Origin of the sequence: Streptomyces roseoviridis, from assembly GCF_039535235.1 — a bacterium.
In the GTDB taxonomy this organism is placed as follows: domain Bacteria; phylum Actinomycetota; class Actinomycetes; order Streptomycetales; family Streptomycetaceae; genus Streptomyces; species Streptomyces roseoviridis.
On the sequence record NZ_BAAAWU010000001.1, the window covers coordinates 5,837,988 to 5,859,286 of the forward strand.

Genomic DNA, 21,299 nt, shown 5'->3' on the forward strand with positions numbered 1-21,299 from the left:
GTCTACGCTGAAGGCTTCCGCACAGCAAGCGCAAGCCCACTGCCCGCCGAGGAGAACACCCCAGATGGCACCGGACCGTCCGACCCTGCCCCCCGTTCGACTGCCCTCGGACGCGGAACTGGCGCGGGACGCCCTGGCCGCACCCCTCCTCGTCCGCGCCGTCCGGCTCGCCCGCTGGGCCGGCCCCGACACCCGGGTCGGCGCGGGCGGCGAACTCGTCGACGAGCAGCTGCCGGCCGCCGCCGAGGTCCTCGGCCTCGCCGACGACGAGGACGGCGAGGCGTACGCCAGCGAGGCCTGGCGGGTCGCCGTCGACACGGGCCTCGTCGAGGTCGAGGACCCGCAGGAGACCGACGGGACGCAGGACGGGGACGCGGCAGCGGACGACGCCGAAGGGACCGGGACCGCCGCTCCCGGCGAGAACCTCAAGCTCCTCACGGGCGGTTCGCCCCAGGATGTCCTCGCACTCTGGCTCGACGGCCTGGAGACGGTCTTCGCCGACGCCGCCGCGCCCTACTTCGACGACCTGGACGCGCTCGTCGGCCCCGACGGCGAGATCGACTTCGAGGCGCTGGACTGGGACCCCGAGGGCGAGGCCGAGTTCCTGGAACGGGTCCTCGGCAACCTCTACCTGCTGACCGTCAGCGAGGGCGGAGCCGGCGAGGGCCCGGTGCCGCTGCCCGCGCTCGCCGCGTCCGTGGTCGTCCCCGACGACATGGCCGAGCCCACCGACGACGTCCTGGAGCAGGTCTCCGACGCGATGATGCGGCTCGACGAGCAGTTCCGGATCCTCGAACCGATCGGGCTCGTCGAGTACCGGCCCGTGGACGAGGCCCTGATGGTCGAGGAGGGCGAGGCCGGCGCCGCCGAGGACACCGGGGCGGCGCTCGACGACGAGGACGTGAGCCGTTACGGCCTGGTCCGGCTCACGCCGCTCGGCCTGTACGGGGTCCGCGCCCGGATGCTGGAGGCCGGTCTCGACGTCCCCGCGGTCGGCGACCTCGCCGGCAAGGGCGCCGACGCGCTGCTCGACGGCATCGCCTCCTACCCGCAGGACGCGGCCCGTGCCGAGACCGTGGGCTGGCTCGCCGGCCGCGACGCCGCCGCCGCGGCCCGCGAACTGCTCGCCGCCGCCCGCGGCGCCGACCCGGGCGCGCCCGTGCGCCGCCTCCACGCCCAGCAGGCCCTGTCCCTCGTCGGGCCCGACGCCGAACCGGCCGTACGGGAGGTCCTGGACGACCGGGAACTCGGCGGCCTCGCGCGCGTCTGGCTCGCCGAGCGCGGCGCGGCCGACGTCCCGGCCCCGCCGGAGCCGATGATCTACTGGCTGGCCGTCGACACCATCGCCGCCCACCTGGACACCGACGGCGACCTGGAGGAACTCCAGGACCTCATCGAGGGCCTGACCGGTGGCCACGGCGGCTTCTTCGAGGCGGTCTGGCGCGTCGACCACCCCGCCACGGCCGACGTCCTCGACGCGATGGGCCGCCTCCACCGCGACAAGCCCACGGCCAAGGAGGCCCGCAAGGCCGCCTTCAAGGCACGGTCCCGCGCATGAGCCGACGACGAGGCGGGCGCGGCGCCCGGCGGTCCTGCCGCCGGGCGCGCCGCGGCCACGACCGGCGCGAGACCAGGCCCGCGCAGCAGGTGGGGGCGGCGCCCCCCGCCCGCCGACCGCCCCTCAGGTCCGCAGGTACGACGCCCCGTTCATGTCCAGCACCGTGCCCGAGGCCCATTCCGCGTCCGGGGAGGCGAGCCACAGCACGGCCGCGGCGATCTCCTCCGGGGTGGCGACACGGCCGAAGGGGCTCTGGGCGCGGATGGATTCCGCCTCGGGGCCCGTCAGACGCGGGGCGACGCGTTCGGTGGTGAAGAAGCCGGGGGCGACGGAGGCCACGCCGATGCCGTGCGGGGCGAGGGCGACGGCCAGGGACTGGCCCAGGGCGTGGACGGCGGCCTTGGTCGCCCCGTACGCCGGATGGTCCGGCTCGCCCCGGAAGGCACCGCGCGAGCCGATGTTGACGATCCGGCCCCCCTGCCCCGCGTCGATCATCCGCCGTGCCGCCAACTGGCTCAGCCAGGCCGTGCCCAGCAGGTTCACGTTCACGTGCCGCTGCCACACCGCCACCCACTCCTCGTACGGCGTCGTCGCCGGCGGATGCGGCAGGTTCACGGCCGCGTTGTTCACCAGCACGTCGATGCCGCCGAGCGCCTCCGCCGCCGCGTCGGCGACCCGCGCCGCCTCCGCCGGGTCGGCGAGGTCGCCGGAGACCAGCGCGTGGCCGGTGCCGTCGAGGGAGGCCAGGGTCGCGCGGGCCTCCTCGGCGCGGGAGCCGTAGTGCACGGCCACCCGGTCGCCGTTGGCCGCGAAGGCCCGGGCCACCGCGCGGCCCAGACCGCGCGAGGCGCCGCTGACGAGGACGCGCCGTCCACGGGCGGGCAGGTTCATGGGAGTTCGCCTTTCTGTTCAACCGCCGTTTATACGGGGGCGCGACCGTGAGCCGCGACACCGGGTGACGACAGGGAGAGAACCGTCTATGTCCCTCAACCGAAGAGACTTCGCCAGACAGTCCGCCGTCGCGGGCGCCGGACTCGCCCTGACCGGCGCCGTCGGCGCGCTCGCCACCGCACCGCAGGCGCTGGCCGCGCAGGACCGGGAGGAGGACCGGCACGGCCACGGGCACCGTCTCGGATACGGGCCCCTGGTCGCCGACCCCGACGGCATCCTCGCCCTCCCCGAGGGCTTCGCCTACCGCGTCATCACCCACAGCGGCGTGACCCGCCTGGAGTCCGGCGAGTTCACGCCGGAGAAGCACGACGGCACCGCCACGTTCGAGGGCCCGCGCGGCAGCACGTACCTGGTGAACAACCACGAGCTCAAGGGCCCCCGTACGAAGTGGGCGCACCCCGTCCCGCTCGCGGAGGGCCTGGTCTACGACCCGGCGGCCTCCGGCGGCTGCACGGTCGTCGAGGTGCACCGCGACGGCACCGTCGCCGAGTGGGTCGGCATCGCCGGCACCTCCACCAACTGCGCCGGCGGCCGCACCCCCTGGGGCACCTGGCTGACCTGCGAGGAGAACTCCGACCTCGCCGGTGTCAACGGCATGACGAAGGACCACGGCTACGTCTTCGAGGTCGACCCGCACGACCGCCGCGCCAACCGCGACCCGAAGCCGCTGAAGTTCTTCGGCCGCTACGACCACGAGGCCGTCGTCATCGACCCCCGGCGCGGCCACGCCTACCTCACCGAGGACGCCTCCGGCCCCAACGGCCTCTTCTTCCGCTGGGTCCCGCCCCAGGGCTTCGAGCACGGCCGGGGAAGGCTGGCCACGCTCGCCGACGACGCCGGCCGCCTCCAGGCGCCCCTGTGCTACGACGCCGGGGGCCGGTTCGTCGACGACCTCTCCCGCGCCTCGAAGGCCGGCACCGTCTACGGCGTGGACTGGACCGACGTGCCGGACCGCGACGCCCGCACCACCCCCGTACGCAGCCAGTTCGGACCCGGCCAGGTCACCCGCGGCCGCAAGCTGGAGGGCATGTGGTGGGCCGACGGCGGGGCGTACATCGTCTCCTCGTACGCCCGCGAGGAGAGCCCCGGCACCCCGCACGACGGCCAGGTCTGGTTCTACGACCCGAGGCGCCGCACCCTCACCCTCAAGGTCCTGCTCGGCGTCAACGCCGCTCCGGACCAGGACGGCGCCTACGACGGCCCGGACAACATCACCGTCTCCCCGTACGGCGGCCTGGTCATCGCCGAGGACGGCGAGGGCGTCCAGCACCTGTTCGGCGCGACCGAGACCGGCCGCACCTACCCGATCGCCCGCAACGACCTGAACGACAGCGAGTTCGCCGGCGTCGTCTTCTCGCCCGACGGGGACACCCTGTACGCCTGCATCCAGAACCCCGGCATCCTGCTCGCGATCACCGGCCCCTGGCGCCGCCAGCCCCGCCGCTGACCCGGGACCGCGAACTCCCGGCGGCGGCCCGCCCCACGCGATGAGAGGACGCCTCACCCGTCCGGGTGAGTGACATCTAACATGTCAGCTCATGGACGTGTTACGGCCGGTGGGCCGGACCCTGCTGCGCGACCGGGCGTACGACACGCTGCGCGAGGCCATCGTGCGCGGTGACCTCCCGCCCGGTTCCGTGGTCAAGGACAGCGAACTCGCCGAACGGCTCGGGCTCTCGCGCGCACCCGTGCGCGAGGCCCTGGCCCGGCTCGGCGACGAAGGTCTCGTGGAGACCAAGCCGCAGAGCTACACCCGGGTCACCCGGCTGGTGAGCCGGGTCGTGCGGGACGCCGCCTCCGTCGTGCGGGTGATGCACGAACTCGCCGCCCGCACCGCCGTCCCGTTGCTGGGCCCCGAGGGCATCCGGGCCATGCGCGAGGCCAACGAGCGGTTCGCGGCGGCCGTGCTCGCCGCGGACGTCGACGCCGCCCTGCGCGCCGACGACGAACTGCACGACGTCCTGGTCGGCGCGAGCGGCAACCACGCCCTCGCCGCCACCGTCGAGCGCTACACCCCGCTGATCCGCCGCGTCGAACGGCACCTCTTCGGCGACGCCGACACCTGCGTCTCCGTCGCCCTGCACACCCGTCTCATCGATGCCTGCGAAGCGGGCGACACGGAGGAGGCGGTCCGGGTGACCACGGAGATATGGCGGGCCCTCGAAGAGCTCGCGGACGAGGCCACCGACTCCTGAGCGGTCCCGCCGGCCGGGCCGGCCACGGGGGCGACCGGATCCTTCGCGCCCGTCCGGCCCCGTCCCGACCGGCGGGTCCTCCTCAGGAGTCCGGGTCCCCGCCCGGGGCCCGGGCCGACGCCGTCCGTCACCTCACCCCGGGAGCACGCATGCCGACGATCGCCGACCACGAGCGCTATCCGCTCCTCTTCGGGCCCTCGCCCGTCCACCCCCTGCCCCGGCTCGGCGCCCGTCTCGGGGGCGCTGAGCTGTGGGCCAAGCGCGAGGACTGCAACTCCGGCATCGGCTACGGCGGGAACAAGACCCGCAAGCTGGAGTACCTGGTCGCCGACGCGCTCGCCCAGGGCTGCGACACCCTCGTGTCCATCGGCGGCGTGCAGTCCAACCACACCCGGCAGGTCGCCGCCGTCGCCGCCCGCGCCGGACTCAAGTGCGTCCTGGTGCAGGAGAGCTGGGTCGACTGGCCGGACCCCGGCTACGACAAGGTCGGCAACATCCTGGTCAGCCGGCTCGCCGGCGCCGATGTGCGCCTGGTCGGGGCGGAGTTCGGGATCGGCTTCAAGGAGAGCTGGGAGCAGGCGCTGCGCGAGGTCGAGGAGGCCGGCGGCAGGCCGTACGCGATCCCGGCGGGCGCCTCCGACCATCCGCTCGGCGGACTCGGCTTCGCCCACTGGGCCTACGAGCTCGCCGAGCAGGAGCGGGAGCTCGGCGTCTTCTTCGACACGGTGGTGGTCTGCTCCGTGACCGGCTCCACCCAGGCCGGCATGGTCGCGGGCTTCGCGGCGCTGACCGAGGCGGGCGGCCGGGCCCGCAGGGTCGTCGGGATCGACGCCTCCGCGAAGCCCGGCCCCACCCGTGAGCAGATCACCAGGATCGCCCGGAACACGGCCGCCCTGATCGGTGTCGAGCGGCCGCTCGGCCCGGACGACGTCGAACTGGACGAGCGCTACCACGCGGGCGTGTACGGCATCCCCGACGAGGCCACCCTGGACGCGATGCGGCTCGCCGCCCGCACGGAGGGCATGGTCACCGACCCGGTCTACGAGGGGAAGTCGATGGCCGGGCTGATCGACCTGGTGGACCGGGGCGAGATCGGCCGGGACTCGACCGTGCTCTACGTCCACCTGGGCGGCCAGCCGGCCCTCAACGCCTACAGCGCGCTCTTCTGAGCCCGCTCCCGGGAGCCCGCCGCCTCGCACGGCCCGCCACCCGGCAGGGGCCTCGCCTCACAGGGCCTGGGCGGCGGGCTTCACCATGCCCCGGACGGTCCGGGACTTCACGAACTCGCCCAGAGCGGTCATCTCCCACTCGCCGGAGAACTGCTTGATGAGCTTGGCCATCATCACGCCGGTCTGCGGCTCGGCGGTGGTCAGGTCGAAGCGCACCAGCTCCTCGCCGGTGGCGGCGTCCATGAGCCGGCAGTACGCCTTGGCGACCTCGGTGAACTTCTGGCCGGAGAAGGAGTTGACGGTGAAGACCAGGCCGGTGGCGTCGGCGGGCAGCCGGCCCAGGTCGACCACGATGACCTCGTCGTCGCCCGCGCCCTCGCCGGTCAGGTTGTCGCCGGAGTGCTTGATCGCCCCGTTCAGGATGGACAGCTTGCCGAAGTAGCAGCTGTCCAGGTGGTTGCGCTGGGGGCCGTAGGCGATGACGGAGGCGTCGAGGTCGATGTCCTTGCCGCGGTAGGCGGGCTCCCAGCCGAGGCCCATCTTCACCTGGGAGAGCAGCGGGCGGCCGCCCTTGACGAGGGAGACGGTCTGGTTCTTCTGGAGGCTGACCCGGCCCTTGTCCAGGTTGATCTTCCCGCTGCCGGGAGCGGGCGCCGCGGGGGCGGCCGGAGCCGCCGGGGGAGCGGCCGGCATGGACGGCACGGTCGCGCCGAGGCGCGGGTCGACCGGGGGAGCGGCGGGCGGCGCCGCCTGCGGGGCGGCGGGCGCGGGGGCCGCCGCGGGCGTGGGCTCCTCGTCGACGGAGACGCCGAAGTCGGTCGCGATGCCGGCGAGGCCGTTCGCATACCCCTGGCCCACGGCGCGGGCCTTCCAGGCCCCGTTGCGGAGGTAGATCTCCATGACCACCAGCGCCGTCTCCGTGCCGAGCTGCGGCGGGGTGAAGGTGGCGAGGACGCTGCCGTCGTCGGCGTTGCGCAGGGTGGCGGTGGGCTCGATGCCCTGGAAGGTCTGGCCGGCGGCGTCCGGGCTCGCGGTCACCACGATCTTCTCGACGCCGGCGGGCACGGCACCGGTGTCGACCAGGATGGCGTCAGGGGCGCTGCCGCCGCCGGAGCGGTAGGTGACGCCGGGGCCCGCGGGCTGGTTGTAGAAGATGAAGTCGTCGTCGGAGCGCACCTTGCCGTTGGCGCCGAGCAGCAGGCCCGATACGTCGAGCCGCACCGGGGCGGCGACGTCCACCGCCACACGCGCGGCGCTGAGAGGGATGTTCGAGCCGGGGGTCATAGCGGTCATGCCCGGGTTAACGAGCGGGACCCCTTTGCCGTTCCCTTACCTTCCCCGGGTTCGGCCACTCCGGTTACGCGGATGCTCCCGGGCGGCGCGCTCGTTGCCGAAGCGGTACGCGCCCGTCCAGCGGGCCATGACCAGCTGCGGGTCGCCGGAGGCGGCCTCCGCGAGGAACTTCTCCGCGCGTGCGCCGCGCAGGGTCGCGGCCGCGCGGCCGTGGTGGGTGATGACGACGCTGCCGTCGGCGCGCCGAGCGCAGACGAATCCCCGTGGTTGTGGCATGCCGGGCATCCTGTCGTTCCCGCACACGTCCGTCATATGAATATTCTTTCGGACCGTGGGTGGGAGCTCTTTCCGGACGCGGGACGTGGACGAGGCGCGCGAGGAGATCGACGCGCGGTATTACGCGAACTTCATGGACGTCATCGACGCGCGGGACCGTCCCTTCGCCGCGCGGTTCGACACCGTGGGGCTCGGGCCGCTGATGATCGGCGACCTGAGCTGCGGCACGGACGTGCGGATGCGCTTCGGCGAGCTGGGGGCCTTCCACGTCAACGCGCCGATGAGCGGCAGCATGGCGCTGCGCCAGGGCGCGGGCGGGCGCCGGCTGCTCGCGACCGCCGCGGAGGCGGTGCTCCTCGACCCGGCGGGGGACACCGTCCTCGACCGGTGGAGCGGGGACTGCCGCACCCTTTCGGTCAAGATCGACGCGGCGGCGCTCCAGGACCGACTGGAGCAGCTGCTCGGCCGTCCCGCGGGCCGGCGGCTCGCCCTGGGCTCGACCCTCGACATCTCGCGCGGCCCCGGCCTGAGCTGGGTGACCTTCGCCCGCCAGGTGGCGGCCGGCGCGCTCGCGGGGGACGGGCTCGCCACCCACGAGCTGGTCGCGCGGCCGCTCCAGGAGGCGCTGCTCAACGGCCTGCTGCTCGCGGCCGAGCACCCGTGGCGGGACGAGCTGGCGCACCCGCGCGGCCCGGTCCGGCCCGCGCCGGTCAAGCGGGTCATGGACGCGGTGCGCGCCCGGCCCGAACACCCCTTCACCAGCACCGAGCTGGCCGCGCTGGCCCGGGTGAGCGTGCGGCGCCTTCAGGAGGCGTTCCGCCAGTACGTGGGGATGTCCCCGATGGCGTACGTGCGCGAGGTCCGCCTGGAACGGGTCCACGAGGAGCTGCGGGCGGGCGATCCGGCCGGGCTGAGCGTCGGCGAGGTGGCCTGGCGCTGGGGGTTCACCCACCCGGGCCGGTTCGCGGCGCAGTACCGGGCGCGCTTCGGCGTGGCGCCCTCGCGCACCCTGCGCGGCTGAACGCCGGACCGGCCGCCTTCCGTACGACTCGCCGGCGTGCGGCCGGCCGTGCCGGTCCGCCGCGCTCCGGCCGCCCGCCTCGTGATCCGTCGTGCTGTGATCCATCACGTGGTGCTTCGCCGCGTCGTGCTTCGCCGCGTCGTGATCCGCCGCGTTTCGCGGACAGTCGCCGCGCTCCGCGGCTCGCGATGATCTTGACCGGAACATATCGTCGGATCGTCCGCGTGCGTCATGCGTCGCCCGCGTCGACCCGGGCCCCGGCCGGCTCCCCCGCATTGTCCGGCCGGGCCTGTGTACTTCGTGGTCCCGCCGCCTCCCGGTCAGTGCGGCCAGCGCGGCGGGTCCACGCAGAAGTGGCCGCCCAGGTAGAGGTCGTCCGCGCTGCCGGGGGCCGGCAGGCCCTTTCGGGCGATCAGCCGCTCGGCGAACTTTTCGGAGTCGTCCTCCGGTTCGTAGCCGAGCGCCCGCGCCGACGACAGGTCCCACCAGGCCCGCGTGTTGGCGGAGGAGCCGTACACCACCGTGTGCCCCACTCCGGGCGCGGTGAGCGCCGCGTGCAGCAGCCGGGCGCAGTCGGCCGGGCTGAGCCACATCGACAGCATCCGCACCGAGGTGGGCTCGGGGAAGCAGGAGCCGATCCGCACCGAGACGGTCTCGACGCCGTGCTTGTCCCAGTAGAACTGCGCCAGGTCCTCGCCGAACGCCTTGGACAGGCCGTAGAAGGTGTCGGGCCGGTGCGGGGTGTCGACGGGGATCAGGGGCTCGCCCTCGCGCGGCCGGGGCGTGAAGCCGACGGCGTGGTTGCTGGAGGCGAAGACGACCCGGGGCACGCCCTCCTCGCGCACGGCCTCGTAGAGGTGGTGCAGGCCGGTGATGTTGGCGGCCACGATCGCGTCGAACCCGGCCTCCAGGGAGATCCCGGCCAGATGCACGACGGCGTCCACGCCCCGCACGGCCTCCCGCAGGGCCTCGCGGTCGGCGAGGTCGGCGACGATCGCGTCCGGCGCCCCGGGGACGGGGACCAGGTCGAGCGGCCGGAGCGCGTAGCCGTGACCGGGCAGCAGCTCCCGCATCAGGGTGCCGACGCCGCCGGCGGCGCCGGTGAGCAGAACGGTTCGGGGTGCGGGGTTCAAGGAGGCATCTCCGTCCATAGACCGTATTCACACACGTGGATGAGCGTCACGCTAGGGACTGGCCTCTCGCAGCGTCAAGAAGCAGAGCCTTCAGGCGACTTCGCCTCGCCCGGGATCCTTGACCGGCTCTTCCCTCCTGGCTTAGCGTGAGCCTGTTCAAGAATATGGACAGCAGTCAGAATCCTGTACGAGTCAGCATCTTGTACGACAGGGAGTGCCCGTGACCACACCCCCGCTCGCCGACCGGCTCGACGGCCTGCTCTTCTTCCCCGTCACCGCCTTCGGCCCGGACGGCGGCGTCGACCTCGACGTCTTCCGCGCCCATGTCCGCGCCGGGATCGACGCGGGCGCGGGCGCGGTCTTCGCCTGCTGCGGCACCGGCGAGTTCCACGCGCTCACCCCCGAGGAGTTCCGCGACTGCGTCGCCGCCGCCGTCGACGAGGCCGCCGGAGCCGTCCCCGTCCTCGCCGGCGCCGGATACGGCACCGCACTCGCCGTCCACTACGCCCGGCTCGCCGAGGAGGCCGGCGCCGACGGGCTGCTCGCCATGCCCCCGTACCTCGTCGTCCCCGACCAGGCCGGACTCCTGCGCCACTACACCGAACTCGCCGCCGCCACCCGGCTCGACGTCATCGTCTACCAGCGCGACAACGCCGTCCTCACCCCCGAGACCGCCGTCGCCCTCGCCCGCACCCCCGGCGTCATCGGCCTCAAGGACGGCCTCGGCGACCTCGACCTCATGCAGCGGATCGTCAGCGCCGTCCGCTCGGCCGGCCTCGACCTGCTCTACTTCAACGGCCTTCCCACCGCCGAACTCACCGGCCTCGCCTACCGCGGCATCGGCGTCCGCCTCTACTCCTCCGCCGTCTTCTGCTTCGCCCCCGACATCGCCCTCGCCTTCCACCGCGCCCTCGCCACCGGCGACGACCCGACCGCGCACCGCCTCATCGACGCCTTCTACCGGCCACTGGTGGAACTGCGCGCCGAGGGCCGGGGCTACGCCGTCTCCCTCGTCAAAGCGGCGGTACGGATGAACGGCCTGGACGTCGGAGAGGTGCGGCCGCCGCTCAGCGAGCCCGCCCCCGGGCACCTGAGGGAACTCGCCGCGATCATCGAGCGCGGCCGGGCCGCCCTCGCCACCGGTGCCGAGGAGACCCGATGAGAACCGGCGCCTTCCTCTACCCGTGGGACGTCGACGGCGACCCCGCCGCCCCGGCACGGCTCGCCGGGCTCGGCCTCGACCAGATCACCCTCGCCTCCGCCTACCACTCCACCCGCGCCCTCACCCCCCGCCACCCCCGCCACCGGATCGTCACGGCGACCCACGCGGCGGTCCTCTACCCGCCGGACCCGGCCCGCTGGGCCGGCCGCGCCCTCGCCCCGTACCCCTCGGGCGACTGGGCCCCCGGCGACGCCTACGCCCGCGCCGCGGACGCGCTCGCCGGCACCGGCCTCGCCGTCCACAGCTGGGTGGTCCTGGCCCACAACTCCCGCCTCGGCGCCGAACACCCCGAGACCTCCGTCGTCAACGCCTACGGCGACCGCTACCCCTGGGCGCCGTGCGTCGGCCAGGACGCCGTCCGCGCGTACCTGGTGCGGCTCGCGGCCGAGGCGGCGGTCCGGCCGGGCGCGGCCGGGACCGAGCTGGAGTCCTGCGGCTGGTACGGCCTCGCGCACCTGCACGCCCACGACAAGACGGCCGGTGTCCCGCTCGACGACACCGCCCAGTACCTGATGTCCCTGTGCTTCTGCGCCTCCTGCCGGGAGGGTTACGGCCGGCACGGCGCCGATCCCGACGAGCTGGCCGGCGCCGTCCGGGCCGCCCTCGAACCGGTCTGGCGCGGCGCCCCCGTGCTCTGGCGGGGCCGCCTCGCCGACGCGGCCCTCGCCTGGCGCCTGGCGGCCGCTCGCACCCTCCAGGAGGCCGCCGTCACGGCCGTACGGGCCGCGGCCCCGCCCGGCTTCCGCGTCCTGCTGCACGCGGACCCCGTCCCGTACCACTGCGGGGCCAACGCCGGCAGCGACCCGGCGCACCTCCTGTCGGTCGCCGACGGGGTGGTGACCCCGGCCCCCTCCGTGGCACCCTTCGCCGCCCACGCGCGCGTGCGGACCGTCCTCGCCGCCAACCTCCCCGTCGTCACCGGCATGGGCGGATACCCGCACACCCTGGCCGAGGACGCCGCGCGGGCCGCCGAGGCGGGCGCCACCGAACTCCGGCTCTACCACGCCGGCCTGGCGTCGGACGCCGACCTGGAAGCCGTGCGCAAGGCCCTCACGGCACGGTGACGGCAGCCCCCCCGCGGCACGCCCTCACGGCACGCCCTCACGGCACCCCCGCGACGCGCCCTCACGGCACGGTGAACCGGCCGGGGCGGGGCCGGGCGGGGCCGGGGCGGCCGGCGGCCAGGAGCCCGGCACCGGCCGCCCCGGCGACACCGAGCACCACGAGCAGCGTCCGCACGTCCACCAGCGCCGTCAGACCGGCCCCCACGCCGAGGGCCACCGCGTTCGGCACGAACACGAGGGTGTTCGCGGTCCCCACCGCCCGGCCCACCGCCCGTGCCGGCACGCCCCGCTGGACCGCCGTCATCGTGGCGATCAGCACCCACGGCAGCCCCACCCCGATCAGCCCGCTCGCGCCCAGGGCCACCGCGTCGTACGGCAGCGCCCTGGCCGCCGCGCCCAGCGCGAAGAGGGCGAGGCCCGCCGAGGCGAGCCCGCGCTCGGAGAAGCGCCGCAGCAGCGGACCCGCCGCCAGCCCGGCCGCCACCGACCCGGCGCCCTGGGCCGCGTACAGCACGCCCGCGTACGCCGGGGAGTGTCCGAGCCCCCGGTCCACCACGGCGTACACCGCCGCCCCGTTGAGCCCCGCGAGCAGCATCGTGAAGCCGCCCGCCAGCACCAGCGGCCGCAGCGCCGCCGACTCCCACAACGGCCGCACCCCCTCGGCCACCCGAGGGCGCCGCCCCCGCACCGGCCGCCCCTCCCGCACCGGCAGCAGCGCGAACACCCCCGCCGCCACGGCGAAGGTCACCGCGTCCAGGAGCGCCACGGGGCCACCGCCGCACCGGGCGAAGAGCCCCGCCGCCACCAGCGGGGCGATCAGCTTCACGGCCTCGTTCACGGTCATCCGCAGCCCGTTGAGGTCCCCGAGCCGCTCCGGGGCGAACGCCTCGGCCGCCAGTGCCGCCTCCGCCGCCTCGTGGACCGCGCCCTGCGTCCCGTACACGACGAGGACCGCAAACAGCAGCCACACCCGCTCGGCCCGGTCGACCCAGAGCAGCAGCGGCAGCACCGCCGCCATCGCCAGGTTCACCCCCACCAGCAGCGGACGCCGGCGCACCCGGTCCACCACCGCGCCGAGCAGCGGACCGAGGAGCGCGGGCGCCCACAAGGCGAAGGCGGTCAGGGCCGCCAGGGCGTCGGAACCGGTGAGCGACTTGACCCAGATCCCGGAGACCAGCCACATCGCCGTCGTGCCGAACCCGGACACCAGCACGGCGGTCAGATAGAGGGGAACACGCATGACCGCAGGCTGGCGCCTGAGGAGGCCCGGCCGGATCGGGCACCTTCCCTAGGGGGCCGTGCGCAGTTCCCGGTTCCGCTCGCCGGCGGGAGGGGTCGCGAACGCGACGCGCCGGTGCGCACGGCGCATCATCCGGCGGACGACGTACGGATGGAGCCGGCGCACCACCGCGAAGTAGAGGCGGCCGTAGGTGTTGTGCAGCCGTACCGCCGTCGCCAGGGTGACGCTCTCGTCGTCGACCACCAGCGAGCCGCGGAAGTCCAGGTGGAACGCGTCCTCGCCGAGCATGAGCTCGCGGTCCTCGGCGCCCCGCTCGGCGAAGGGCAGCAGGTGGCGCCAGGCCCGCGGGTCGCGGGGCATGCCCGGGGCGAGCGGCAGGCGCCAGGCGTCGGTGAAGTCCGGCCGCTCGAAGGCCCCGCGGAGCAACCGGGCCTCGGCCGGGACCGGGACGGCAACCGGCTTCACCCAGCGCAGCCGGTTGGCCAGCAGGGCGCGCCGGGAGCGACGGGCGGGCGGATGCGGCAGGGAGCCGAGGGCGGCCCGCTCGGCGTTGTCGAAGATCTCCTCGATCATCGTGTCGTGCACCGGCTCGACCACCAGCTTGAACAGGGCGAACGCCACCGGGGGCATGGCCACTTCGAGGACGTGCGAGATCCGGCACCGGTCGGGCCCGAGCGGCTCGACGTCGAGCCGGTGGAAGCCCGCACCCAGGTCGTCGTCGGTGTCGAAGCGGACGGACCGCCCCGGCTCGTGGGCGGTGACGCGGTAGCGGACCGGGCCGTGGCCGCCGTCCGCGCCGACGGCGAGGGGCCGGTCGAGGACCATCGCGGGCCAGACCGGGGTGGGGAACAGGGGGTCGTCCGGCGCGGAGAGCCGGTCGACGAGGGCGCCGACGGTCTCGGCCGGGGCCTCGATGATCCTCTGGTGGACGTTGCGTATCGTGCGCGGACCGCGCATACCGCACCTCCATACGGGAGCGTATGTTCACCGTACGGTACCGTACGGAGATATGCGCCGGCACGAGGACCCCCAGGCACGAGAGGCCCGCCCGAAGGGCGGAGGAGAGACGGGCGGCTCCCCGGGGAGCGGCACCCCGCGGAGCGGGACCCGAGGAGCCGGACGCAAGCGTCTGACCGCCGACGACTGGGCCGACGCGGCCCTCGCCGCCCTCGCCGAGCGCGGTCTCGCCGGAGTCGCGGTGGAACCGCTCGCGGCCCGCCTCGGCGCCACCAAGGGCAGCTTCTACTGGCACTTCGCCAACCGCGACGCGCTGGTCGCGGCCGCCCTCGCCCGCTGGGAGGAGCTGTCCACCGAGCGGATCATCACGGCCATGGAGGCCGCCGAACCCGACCCCGCCGCGCGCCTCGGCGCGCTCCTGCGCGGGGCGACCGCCTCGGCCGCCGAGGACCCCCTGGAGGTGCGGCTGCTCGCCGCCGCCGACCACCCCGAGGTCGGGGCGGCCCTCGCCCGCGTCACCGAACGCCGGGTCGGCTACCTCGCCCACCTCTTCGAACTGCTCGGCTTCCCGCCGCCCGAGGCCCGCCGCCGCGGGCTCCTCGCCTACACCAGCTACGTGGGCCACGCCCAGCTGGCCCACGCCGTGCCGGGCTCCGTCCCGGCGGACCCGGAGTACCTGGCGGCGGTGTCGGACGCGCTCCTCAAGCCGTGACCCGGGCCGCCCGCCGCGACTCGTGACGCAGCGCCAGGCCCGTCGCGACGGCGCCCGCCGCCTCCCACAGGCCCACGCCGAGGAAGCCGGCCGGGGCGCGGCCGGTCAGCACGGCGAGGGTGAAGACCGTGAAGGTCAGCAGGCGGAAGGGGACGGTCCAGCGGAAGAAGGGCTTCCAGTCGGCGAGGGCGGCCAGCACGTAGTAGACGCCCATGTTGAGCGCCGCCATCGAGGAGGCGGTCAGGAAGAGCACCGTGTGGTCCCCGGCCGGACGGCCGGCGAGCGGGGTCAGGCCCATCAGCCGGATCGTGGTGTCGGGGGAGACCAGGCCGACCAGACCGAGGGCGGCGGCCAGCACGCCGAAGACGGCCATCGTCCAGCCGGACGGGGAACGGGGCAGGCGTGCGTTCGAGAGCATGCCCCCTGCATATCGTGCGGCGGGCACCGGCCCGCGACCGGCCCCCCGGGACCGGGCCCCGGACCGGCCCGTAACCGGCCCCCGCCTCACGTCACTTCAGCGCCGCCTTCATCATCTTCTGCGCCACCGGCGCCGCCAGCCCGTTGCCGCTGACCTCCGAGCGGGCCGCGCCCGAGTCCTCGATCAACACCGCGACCGCGACCTCCTTGCCGGTGGCCGGGTCCTTCGCGTACGACGTGAACCACGCGTACGGCGTCTTGCTGTTGTTCTCGCCGTGCTGGGCCGTGCCGGTCTTGCCGCCCACCTCGACGCCGGCGATCGCCGCGTTGGTGCCGGTGCCCTCCTCGACCACGGTCCGCATCGCGCTGCGCAGCTGCTGTGCCGTCGACGAGGACACGATCCGCCGGGTGTCCCCGTCCTCGTACGTCTGCAGGGCGTCGCCGTCGGAGTCGACGACCCGGGACACCATGTGCGGGCTCGCCATGAGGCCGTCGTTGGCGAGGGCCGCCGACACCATCGCCATCTGGAGCGGGGTCGCCGTCACCTCGAACTGGCCGATACCGCTCAGAGCCGTCTGCGCCCTGTCCATGCCGGTCGGGTACACGCTCGGATACGCCCGCACGGGCACGTCCAGCTCCTTGTCGCCGAAGCCGAACTTCTCCGCCATCGCCCGCACCTTGTCCTGGCCGAGGTCGACGGCCAGTTTCGCGAAGACGTTGTTGCAGGAGTAGCGCAGCGCGGTGCGGAGGGTGGCGTTCTCACAGGGCGCGGACGCGTTCTCGTTCCGCAGCACGGTCCGCGTGCCGGGCAGCGTGTACGGGTCCGGGCTGTTGGTCGCCGTGTCCACGGAGCCGTACAGGCCGTCCTCCAGGGCCGCCGCCGCGACCACCAGCTTGAACGTCGAGCCGGGCGGCAGCGGTTGCCGCAGCGCCCTGTTGACCAGGGGCTTGTCCGGGTCGCCGGTGAGCTCGCGCCACGCGTCCCCGTCCGTCAGGCCGGCGATCCTCGACGGGTCGTACGACGGCGTCGACACCATGCCGAGGATCCGGCCCGTCTTCGGGTCGATGGCGACGGCGGCGCCCTTCTTCTTCCCGAGCGCCCGGTAGCCCGCCTTCTGCACGGCCGGGTCGATCGTCGTCAGGACGGTGCCCGGCTCGGCGCTCTCGCCGGTGAGCGCGGCCAGCGGGTTCTTCAGGCGGGTGTCGGTGCCGTCGAGCACGTCGGCGTAGATGCCCTCCAGCTGGGTCGCCCCGTACGCCTGCGAGCTGTAGCCGGTGACGGCCGCGTAGAGCTCGCCGTCGGTGTAGGAGCGCTTGTACGCGAGGTCGCCGCCCTTCGTCTCCTTCGAGCCGGTGACCGGCGAGCCGGCCACGACGATGTTCCCGAGCGGCTGCGCGTACTGCGCGATGGTCTGCCGCCGGTTGTTCTTGTCGTTCGCGAGGGCCCGGCCTTCGTACGCCTGCACCCAGGTGGCCCGCCCGAGGAGGGCGAGCACCAGGAGCAGCGAGAAGACCGAGGCGCGCCTGATCGTCTTGTTCATCCCATGTGCGGGACGAACGGGCCGGCGGCCGGCGTTCCGGACGTGTCCGGTTTCTCACGAAACCTTCATCCGGGCCGGGCGCGGAGGGCCTCAGCGGAGGGCCGGACCGCCGGGGAGGGCCGGGCCGCCGGGGAGGGCCGGGCCGCCGGGGAGGGCCGGCCGTCAGGTGCTCGGCCGGACGAAGCCCGACTCGTACGCGAGGATCACCGCCTGCGTGCGGTCCCGGGCGCCCGTCTTCGACAGGACGGCGGCCACATGGGTCTTCACGGTCGCCGGGCCGACCCCCAGCAGGCCGGCGATCTCCGCGTTCGTCAGGCCCTTGGCCATGTGGCGCAGCACGTCCGCCTCGCGCTCGGTGAGGCGGGCCGCCCAGGCGGGCGGGGCCGGCGGGTGGCGGCGGGCGTGCTCGGCGGCGAGGCCGCGGACGGCCGCCGGGTAGAGCAGGGAGTCGCTGCGGGCGACCAGGCGGACCGCGCTCACCAGCTCCTCCGGCGCGGCCCGCTTGAGCAGGAAGCCCGCCGCGCCCACCCGCAGCGCGTCGTACACGTAGGCGTCGTTCTCGAAGGTGGTGACCACCACGATCCGGGGCCCGTCGGGGCCGGACAGGATCTGCCGGGTCGCCTGGATGCCGTCGATCTCGGGCATCCGGACGTCCATCAGAACCACGTCGGGCCGCAGCTCCCGCACCACGGACACGGCCTCGGCGCCGGTCGCGGCCTCCCCGACCACCTCCAGGTCCGGCTCGGCGTCCAGGATCACGCGCAGCGCGGTCCGCACCATGCGCTCGTCGTCGGCGACGACGATCCTGAGGGCCGGGCCCTCGGACACGGGGGCGGGAGCGGGGACGGGCACGGAGGCGGGGGCGTTCATCGGGCCCCTCCCGCCGGTGCGTTCGGTCCCGTCGGGGCCGCCGTTCCGGCCGTTTCCGCCGCACCCGCGGCTCCGGCTCTCCCTGGCGTACCTGCGGCTCCGGCCGTTTCCGGCGTACCTGCGGCTCCGGCCGTTTCCGCCGCACCCACGGCTCCGGCCGTTCCCGGCGTACCCGCGGCTCCGGCCGTTTCCGGCGTACCTGCGGCTCCGGCCGTTTCCGCCGGGCCGAGCGTTCCCGCCGCCCCCACCGGCAGCCGGGCGGACAGCAGCCAGCGGCCGTCCTGCGGTCCCGCCCCGGCCGTGCCGCCGAGCAGCCGGGCCCGTTCGGCGATGCCGCGCAGGCCGCGACCGCCGTCCGGGCGGGCGACCGGCGCCGTGCCGGTGAGCGGATTCTCCATGCTGATCTCCAGTTCGTCCCCCGACAGCGCGATCCGCGCCGTCACCTTCTCCCCGCGCGCGTGCCGCACGGCGTTGGTGAGCCCTTCCTGCACGATCCGGTACGCCTCCCGGGACACCGCGTCCGGCACCGCCGCGAGATCGCCCCGCACCGTCAGCTCCACCGCCGGGCCCGCGCCCCGCACCAGCGCGTCGAGGGCGTCCAGGCCGGGAGCGGAGAGCTCGCCGTCGTCCTCGCCGCTGCGCAGCAGGCCGAGCACGGCGTCCAGTTCGCCGACCGTGCGCCGGGTGGTGTCCTCGATCGCGGTGAGCGCCTCCCGTACGAAGCCGAGATCGGCCGCGCCGGAGTCGAGGACCCGGCGGGCGGCCCCCGCCTGGAGGGTGACGGCGCTCAGCGCGTGGCCCACGGAGTCGTGCAGTTCGCGGGCGAGCCGGTTGCGCACGGCGAGCTCGGCGGCGCGCCGTTCGGCGGCGGCCAGCCGGTCCGTCGGGCTCGGCCCGAGCAGCCGGGGCGCCGCCGCCGCCAGGAGCGCGCCCGTCCCCGCCGCGGCGGCGGCGAGCCCCAGCAACATCAGGAGTCCGAGGGGCAGTCCGGCCCAGGCGAGCCAGGGCCCGTCCAGGTGCCAGAACCGTCCGATCTCGGAGGTCCGCAGCTCCGTCGAGAACGGCAGCGCCGCCACGGCGAGCGCGAACGGCGGAAGCGCCAGGCTGGCGCCGCTGACCAGGGCGCCCGTCCCCAGGTGCAGCGTGAACCAGGCGACGGTCCGCGCCTTCGCGTCCCGGCCCCGGGCCGGCCCCTCCGCGAACCGACCGGGCGCCACCCCGCACAGCGCCCGCGCCGCCGCCACCGACATCGGGCGGGTCAGCGGGAAGAGCGCGGTGAGCGCGGCCAGCGGCAGCCCCACCGCGTACGCGCCGAACTGCACCGCCGGGCTCCCGGTGAACATCGTCCCGCCGTCCGCGATCGGCCCCGCCACCAGCGTGCCCACCAGCCAGTACGGCATGAACAGGGCACCGCCGAGGATCAGATGGAGCCAGCGCCGTCTGGCCCGCTGCCCGAACAGGGCCCGCCGGCCCCGTCTCATGCGGTCCGGCTCCGTCGGCTCAGGATCACGGCCAGGCAGCCGGCCAGCAGGAATCCGGTGATCATCTCACCAGCGTACGTGGCGGTCATCAGGGCCGTCGGTTCTTCGCCCGGATCGGCCAGGGGCAGCAGGGCGACCAGCGCCATGTACGCGCCCCAGCACCCGGCCGCGCCCGAGGACACCCAGGCCAGGGCCATGGTGGTGCGCACCCGGCGGCCGGCCGGGCGGCGCAGCGCGAGGGCGGGCACGGTGCCGGCGGCGACGAGCAGGAAGACGGCGCGCGCGGCGTCCACGACGGCCTTGTCGGCGTCCTGGACGGCGGCGGGTCGGGGGGAGAGGTCCGCGGTCAGCCCGCAGGCCCACAGCAGGTGCATGGCGGCCGGGACGAGGGCGAGCACGGCGCCGGCGACGGCGCAGGCCCGCACGCCGGGACCGGTCACGGTGGCGGGCAGCTCGCCGAGGCGCCCGCGCCAGAGGTGGGCCCAGCGGTCACGGGAGTACAGGGCGAAGAGGATGCCGAGGGTCAGGCCCTGGACGATGAAACCGCCGTAGACGACCGGGAAGACCCAGGGGTCGAGGAAGGGCTCGTCGGGCGGTCCGGCGGAGGCGGAGCCCGGCCCGCCGAGGAGGGCGACGACCACCTGGGCCGGGTAGGCCGTCATGATCGGGGCGAGCAGCCCCATGGCCGCCCACACCGGGAAGGCGAGCAGCCAGGCCCGCACCTTCAGGCCCCACGGCCGGGTGAGGAGCATCGCGAGGAGCACGACGGCCGCGTCGGCGACGACGGAGATCCCGTTGACGACCGCCATCAGCCCCGGGTGCTCCAGCAGCACGCTGCCCTCGGGGATGCCGGCCTCGCTGCCCGCCACCCAGGCCACCTTGAGGCCGATGTACGGCAGGGTGCCGAGGACGGCGAGGGCGCGCAGCGTCCGGCGGAGACGGCCCGCGGGTGCGGGTGCGGGTGCGGGTGCGGGATCGGGTACGCGTGCGGGTTCCGGAGCGGCGGGGCCGGGGAGCATCGGTGAGGTCATGCCCCCACGCTCCCGCCCGGACCGGCCCCGGCACCTCCTGCCGTACGACGAACCGCCTCCGCCGCGCGGGGGAGGCGGCCCGCCCGCGGGGACGAGCCGGGGCCCCGCCCCCCGGGGGACCCGTCGAAGGCGTCCGTGGCCTGGCCGGGCTCGGGCTGGATCCGTCGGCCCGTCCCCGAGTGACCTGGTCCGTCGGCCCGTCCGGGGATCAGAGGCGTCGGCCCGTCCCGGCGGTCAGAGGCGTCGGCCCGTCGCGGCGGTCAGAGGCGTCGGCCCGTCCCGGAGGTCAGAGGCGGCGGGTCGCGAGGGCGAGGCGGTCGCGGGCGTCGAACAGCGCGTCCTTGATGAGCTGTTCGTGCCCCGGGGTCAGCCGGGCCACCGGCACCGAACAGCTGATGGCGTCGCGCGCCGGGGTCCGGTAGGGGATCGCGATGCCGAAGCAGCGCAGCCCGAGGGTGTTCTCCTCGCGGTCCACCGCGTAGCCCTGCTCGCGGATGACGTGCAGCTCCTCGATGAGCTCCTCGCGGTCGGTGATCGTGTGCTCCGTGAGCGCCGGAAGCGTCTCCGGGAGCAGCTTGCGGACCTGCTCGTCGCTGTGGGTGGCGAGCAGCGCCTTGCCCAGCGAGGTGGAGTGGGCGGGCAGCCGGCGGCCGACGCGGGTGAACGGCCGCAGGTAGTGCTGGGACTGACGGGTGGCCAGGTACACCACGTTCGTGCCGTCGAGCCGGGCCAGGTGGATGGTCTCGGTGGTGTCGTCGGAGAGCCGGTCCAGAGTCGGCCGGGCGGCGGCCACGACCTCGTCGCCGTCGATGTAGGAGGTGCCCACGAGCAGGGCGCGCACCCCGATGCCGTACCGGGTGCCGGTCGCGTCCGTCTCCACCCAGCCGAGCTCGACGAGGGTGCGCAGCAGCATGTACAGGCTGGACTTGGGGTAGCCGACGGCCTCCTGGACGGCGGCGAGCGAGTGCATGCCCGGCCGTCCGGCGAAGTACTCCAGCAACTCCACCGTCCGTACGGCCGACTTGACCTGGGCCCCGCCCGCGTCGCTGGTCGACATCGCCCTCGCCCCTCTCCCGGAATCCTCTTGTGGAGACGGCTCGGCCGTCCATAGAGTCCCTGTCGGGTTCACCTACAGGGACCGTGTTCAGAATAGCGAACAACATGGGTG

The 21,299-nt window shown here is 74.9% G+C and carries 20 protein-coding genes; 8 read left to right on the forward strand and 12 right to left on the reverse strand.

What is annotated here, in order from left to right; all coding sequences use genetic code 11:
- Window positions 1-64 precede the first annotated feature (64 nt).
- Entirely contained in the window at window positions 65-1,558 is a 1,494-nt protein-coding gene (locus ABD954_RS26375; RefSeq protein WP_345489569.1) for a hypothetical protein, read from the forward strand.
- 123 nt (window positions 1,559-1,681) lie between these two features.
- Here ABD954_RS26375 and ABD954_RS26380 read toward each other — a convergent pair whose 3' ends face one another.
- On the reverse strand, window positions 1,682-2,449 hold the full coding sequence (locus ABD954_RS26380) for an SDR family NAD(P)-dependent oxidoreductase (protein ID WP_345489571.1): 768 nt from the start codon (window positions 2,447-2,449) through the stop codon (window positions 1,682-1,684).
- Window positions 2,450-2,537: 88 nt separating this feature from the next.
- Here ABD954_RS26380 and ABD954_RS26385 point away from each other — a divergent pair, with 88 nt between their 5' ends.
- From ABD954_RS26385 to ABD954_RS26395, 3 genes are all read left to right on the forward strand, one after another.
- On the forward strand, window positions 2,538-3,956 hold the full coding sequence (locus ABD954_RS26385; protein WP_345489573.1) for an alkaline phosphatase PhoX: 1,419 nt from the start codon (window positions 2,538-2,540) through the stop codon (window positions 3,954-3,956).
- 91 nt (window positions 3,957-4,047) lie between these two features.
- On the forward strand, window positions 4,048-4,704 hold the full coding sequence (locus ABD954_RS26390) for a GntR family transcriptional regulator (RefSeq protein WP_345489575.1): 657 nt from the start codon (window positions 4,048-4,050) through the stop codon (window positions 4,702-4,704).
- Between the two features lie 149 nt (window positions 4,705-4,853).
- A complete protein-coding gene (locus tag ABD954_RS26395; RefSeq protein WP_345489577.1) occupies window positions 4,854-5,873 on the forward strand; it encodes a 1-aminocyclopropane-1-carboxylate deaminase in 1,020 nt (339 codons plus the stop codon).
- A 57-nt stretch (window positions 5,874-5,930) separates the two neighbouring features.
- Here ABD954_RS26395 and ABD954_RS26400 read toward each other — a convergent pair whose 3' ends face one another.
- Both ABD954_RS26400 and ABD954_RS26405 read right to left on the reverse strand, forming a co-directional pair.
- Window positions 5,931-7,166, reverse strand: coding sequence for a TerD family protein (locus tag ABD954_RS26400; RefSeq protein ID WP_345489579.1), 1,236 nt, complete (start codon window positions 7,164-7,166; stop codon window positions 5,931-5,933).
- A gap of 36 nt (window positions 7,167-7,202) precedes the next feature.
- The gene (locus tag ABD954_RS26405; RefSeq protein ID WP_345489581.1) at window positions 7,203-7,442 is read right to left on the reverse strand and encodes a hypothetical protein; all 240 of its coding nucleotides are present in this window, start codon (window positions 7,440-7,442) and stop codon (window positions 7,203-7,205) included.
- A gap of 55 nt (window positions 7,443-7,497) precedes the next feature.
- Here ABD954_RS26405 and ABD954_RS26410 point away from each other — a divergent pair, with 55 nt between their 5' ends.
- Window positions 7,498-8,463, forward strand: coding sequence for an AraC family transcriptional regulator (locus tag ABD954_RS26410; protein ID WP_345489583.1), 966 nt, complete (start codon window positions 7,498-7,500; stop codon window positions 8,461-8,463).
- 320 nt (window positions 8,464-8,783) lie between these two features.
- Here ABD954_RS26410 and ABD954_RS26415 read toward each other — a convergent pair whose 3' ends face one another.
- Window positions 8,784-9,596: an NAD-dependent epimerase/dehydratase family protein gene (locus ABD954_RS26415; protein WP_425584068.1), complete on the reverse strand. Its 813-nt coding sequence runs from the start codon at window positions 9,594-9,596 to the stop codon at window positions 8,784-8,786.
- A 220-nt stretch (window positions 9,597-9,816) separates the two neighbouring features.
- On the opposite strand from ABD954_RS26415, the gene ABD954_RS26420 reads away from it, so the two are divergent.
- Complete coding sequence (locus ABD954_RS26420) at window positions 9,817-10,758, forward strand: 5-dehydro-4-deoxyglucarate dehydratase (RefSeq protein WP_345489587.1); 942 nt, start codon at window positions 9,817-9,819, stop codon at window positions 10,756-10,758.
- Window positions 10,755-11,882, forward strand: coding sequence for a hypothetical protein (locus ABD954_RS26425; protein ID WP_345489589.1), 1,128 nt, complete (start codon window positions 10,755-10,757; stop codon window positions 11,880-11,882). The genes ABD954_RS26420 and ABD954_RS26425 overlap by 4 nt, the downstream gene beginning before the upstream one ends.
- Window positions 11,883-11,943: 61 nt before the next feature.
- Here the strand turns inward: ABD954_RS26425 and ABD954_RS26430 are convergent, their stop codons facing one another.
- Window positions 11,944-13,122, reverse strand: a complete 1,179-nt coding sequence (locus ABD954_RS26430) for an MFS transporter (RefSeq protein WP_345489591.1) — start codon at window positions 13,120-13,122, stop codon at window positions 11,944-11,946.
- Window positions 13,123-13,170: 48 nt separating this feature from the next.
- A complete protein-coding gene (locus tag ABD954_RS26435; protein WP_345489593.1) occupies window positions 13,171-14,079 on the reverse strand; it encodes a DUF2867 domain-containing protein in 909 nt (302 codons plus the stop codon).
- Window positions 14,080-14,131: 52 nt separating this feature from the next.
- Between ABD954_RS26435 and ABD954_RS26440 the strand changes: the two genes are divergently transcribed.
- A complete protein-coding gene (locus tag ABD954_RS26440; RefSeq protein WP_345489595.1) occupies window positions 14,132-14,791 on the forward strand; it encodes a TetR/AcrR family transcriptional regulator in 660 nt (219 codons plus the stop codon).
- Here the strand turns inward: ABD954_RS26440 and ABD954_RS26445 are convergent.
- From ABD954_RS26445 to ABD954_RS26470, 6 genes are all read right to left on the reverse strand, one after another.
- Window positions 14,781-15,209, reverse strand: coding sequence for a hypothetical protein (locus ABD954_RS26445; protein WP_345489597.1), 429 nt, complete (start codon window positions 15,207-15,209; stop codon window positions 14,781-14,783). The two genes, ABD954_RS26440 and ABD954_RS26445, sit on opposite strands and share 11 nt — an antisense overlap.
- A gap of 91 nt (window positions 15,210-15,300) precedes the next feature.
- The gene (locus tag ABD954_RS26450) at window positions 15,301-16,749 is read right to left on the reverse strand and encodes a peptidoglycan D,D-transpeptidase FtsI family protein (RefSeq protein ID WP_345489599.1); all 1,449 of its coding nucleotides are present in this window, start codon (window positions 16,747-16,749) and stop codon (window positions 15,301-15,303) included.
- Window positions 16,750-16,911: 162 nt separating this feature from the next.
- On the reverse strand, window positions 16,912-17,619 hold the full coding sequence (locus ABD954_RS26455; RefSeq protein WP_345489601.1) for a response regulator transcription factor: 708 nt from the start codon (window positions 17,617-17,619) through the stop codon (window positions 16,912-16,914).
- On the reverse strand, window positions 17,616-19,100 hold the full coding sequence (locus tag ABD954_RS26460; RefSeq protein WP_345489603.1) for a sensor histidine kinase: 1,485 nt from the start codon (window positions 19,098-19,100) through the stop codon (window positions 17,616-17,618). The genes ABD954_RS26455 and ABD954_RS26460 overlap by 4 nt, the downstream gene beginning before the upstream one ends.
- Window positions 19,097-20,131 (reverse strand): hypothetical protein, encoded by a 1,035-nt coding sequence (locus tag ABD954_RS26465; RefSeq protein WP_345489605.1) that lies wholly within the window; start codon window positions 20,129-20,131, stop codon window positions 19,097-19,099. The genes ABD954_RS26460 and ABD954_RS26465 overlap by 4 nt, the downstream gene beginning before the upstream one ends.
- A gap of 286 nt (window positions 20,132-20,417) precedes the next feature.
- On the reverse strand, window positions 20,418-21,188 hold the full coding sequence (locus ABD954_RS26470) for an IclR family transcriptional regulator (RefSeq protein WP_345489607.1): 771 nt from the start codon (window positions 21,186-21,188) through the stop codon (window positions 20,418-20,420).
- Window positions 21,189-21,299 lie beyond the last annotated feature (111 nt).

What these genes read in the sequence shown, in the direction of transcription:
- ABD954_RS26375 (WP_345489569.1), top strand. Translation starts at nt 65, where the DNA reads ATGGCACCGGACCGTCCGACCCTGCCCCCCGTTCGACTGCCCTCGGAC.
- ABD954_RS26380 (WP_345489571.1), bottom strand. Translation starts at nt 2,449, where the DNA reads ATGAACCTGCCCGCCCGTGGACGGCGCGTCCTCGTCAGCGGCGCCTCG.
- ABD954_RS26385 (WP_345489573.1), top strand. Translation starts at nt 2,538, where the DNA reads ATGTCCCTCAACCGAAGAGACTTCGCCAGACAGTCCGCCGTCGCGGGC.
- ABD954_RS26390 (WP_345489575.1), top strand. Translation starts at nt 4,048, where the DNA reads ATGGACGTGTTACGGCCGGTGGGCCGGACCCTGCTGCGCGACCGGGCG.
- ABD954_RS26395 (WP_345489577.1), top strand. Translation starts at nt 4,854, where the DNA reads ATGCCGACGATCGCCGACCACGAGCGCTATCCGCTCCTCTTCGGGCCC.
- ABD954_RS26400 (WP_345489579.1), bottom strand. Translation starts at nt 7,166, where the DNA reads ATGACCGCTATGACCCCCGGCTCGAACATCCCTCTCAGCGCCGCGCGT.
- ABD954_RS26405 (WP_345489581.1), bottom strand. Translation starts at nt 7,442, where the DNA reads ATGCCACAACCACGGGGATTCGTCTGCGCTCGGCGCGCCGACGGCAGC.
- ABD954_RS26425 (WP_345489589.1), top strand. Translation starts at nt 10,755, where the DNA reads ATGAGAACCGGCGCCTTCCTCTACCCGTGGGACGTCGACGGCGACCCC.
- ABD954_RS26430 (WP_345489591.1), bottom strand. Translation starts at nt 13,122, where the DNA reads ATGCGTGTTCCCCTCTATCTGACCGCCGTGCTGGTGTCCGGGTTCGGC.
- ABD954_RS26435 (WP_345489593.1), bottom strand. Translation starts at nt 14,079, where the DNA reads ATGCGCGGTCCGCGCACGATACGCAACGTCCACCAGAGGATCATCGAG.
- ABD954_RS26440 (WP_345489595.1), top strand. Translation starts at nt 14,132, where the DNA reads ATGCGCCGGCACGAGGACCCCCAGGCACGAGAGGCCCGCCCGAAGGGC.
- ABD954_RS26445 (WP_345489597.1), bottom strand. Translation starts at nt 15,209, where the DNA reads ATGCTCTCGAACGCACGCCTGCCCCGTTCCCCGTCCGGCTGGACGATG.
- ABD954_RS26450 (WP_345489599.1), bottom strand. Translation starts at nt 16,749, where the DNA reads ATGAACAAGACGATCAGGCGCGCCTCGGTCTTCTCGCTGCTCCTGGTG.
- ABD954_RS26455 (WP_345489601.1), bottom strand. Translation starts at nt 17,619, where the DNA reads ATGAACGCCCCCGCCTCCGTGCCCGTCCCCGCTCCCGCCCCCGTGTCC.
- ABD954_RS26460 (WP_345489603.1), bottom strand. Translation starts at nt 19,100, where the DNA reads ATGAGACGGGGCCGGCGGGCCCTGTTCGGGCAGCGGGCCAGACGGCGC.
- ABD954_RS26465 (WP_345489605.1), bottom strand. Translation starts at nt 20,131, where the DNA reads ATGACCTCACCGATGCTCCCCGGCCCCGCCGCTCCGGAACCCGCACGC.
- ABD954_RS26470 (WP_345489607.1), bottom strand. Translation starts at nt 21,188, where the DNA reads ATGTCGACCAGCGACGCGGGCGGGGCCCAGGTCAAGTCGGCCGTACGG.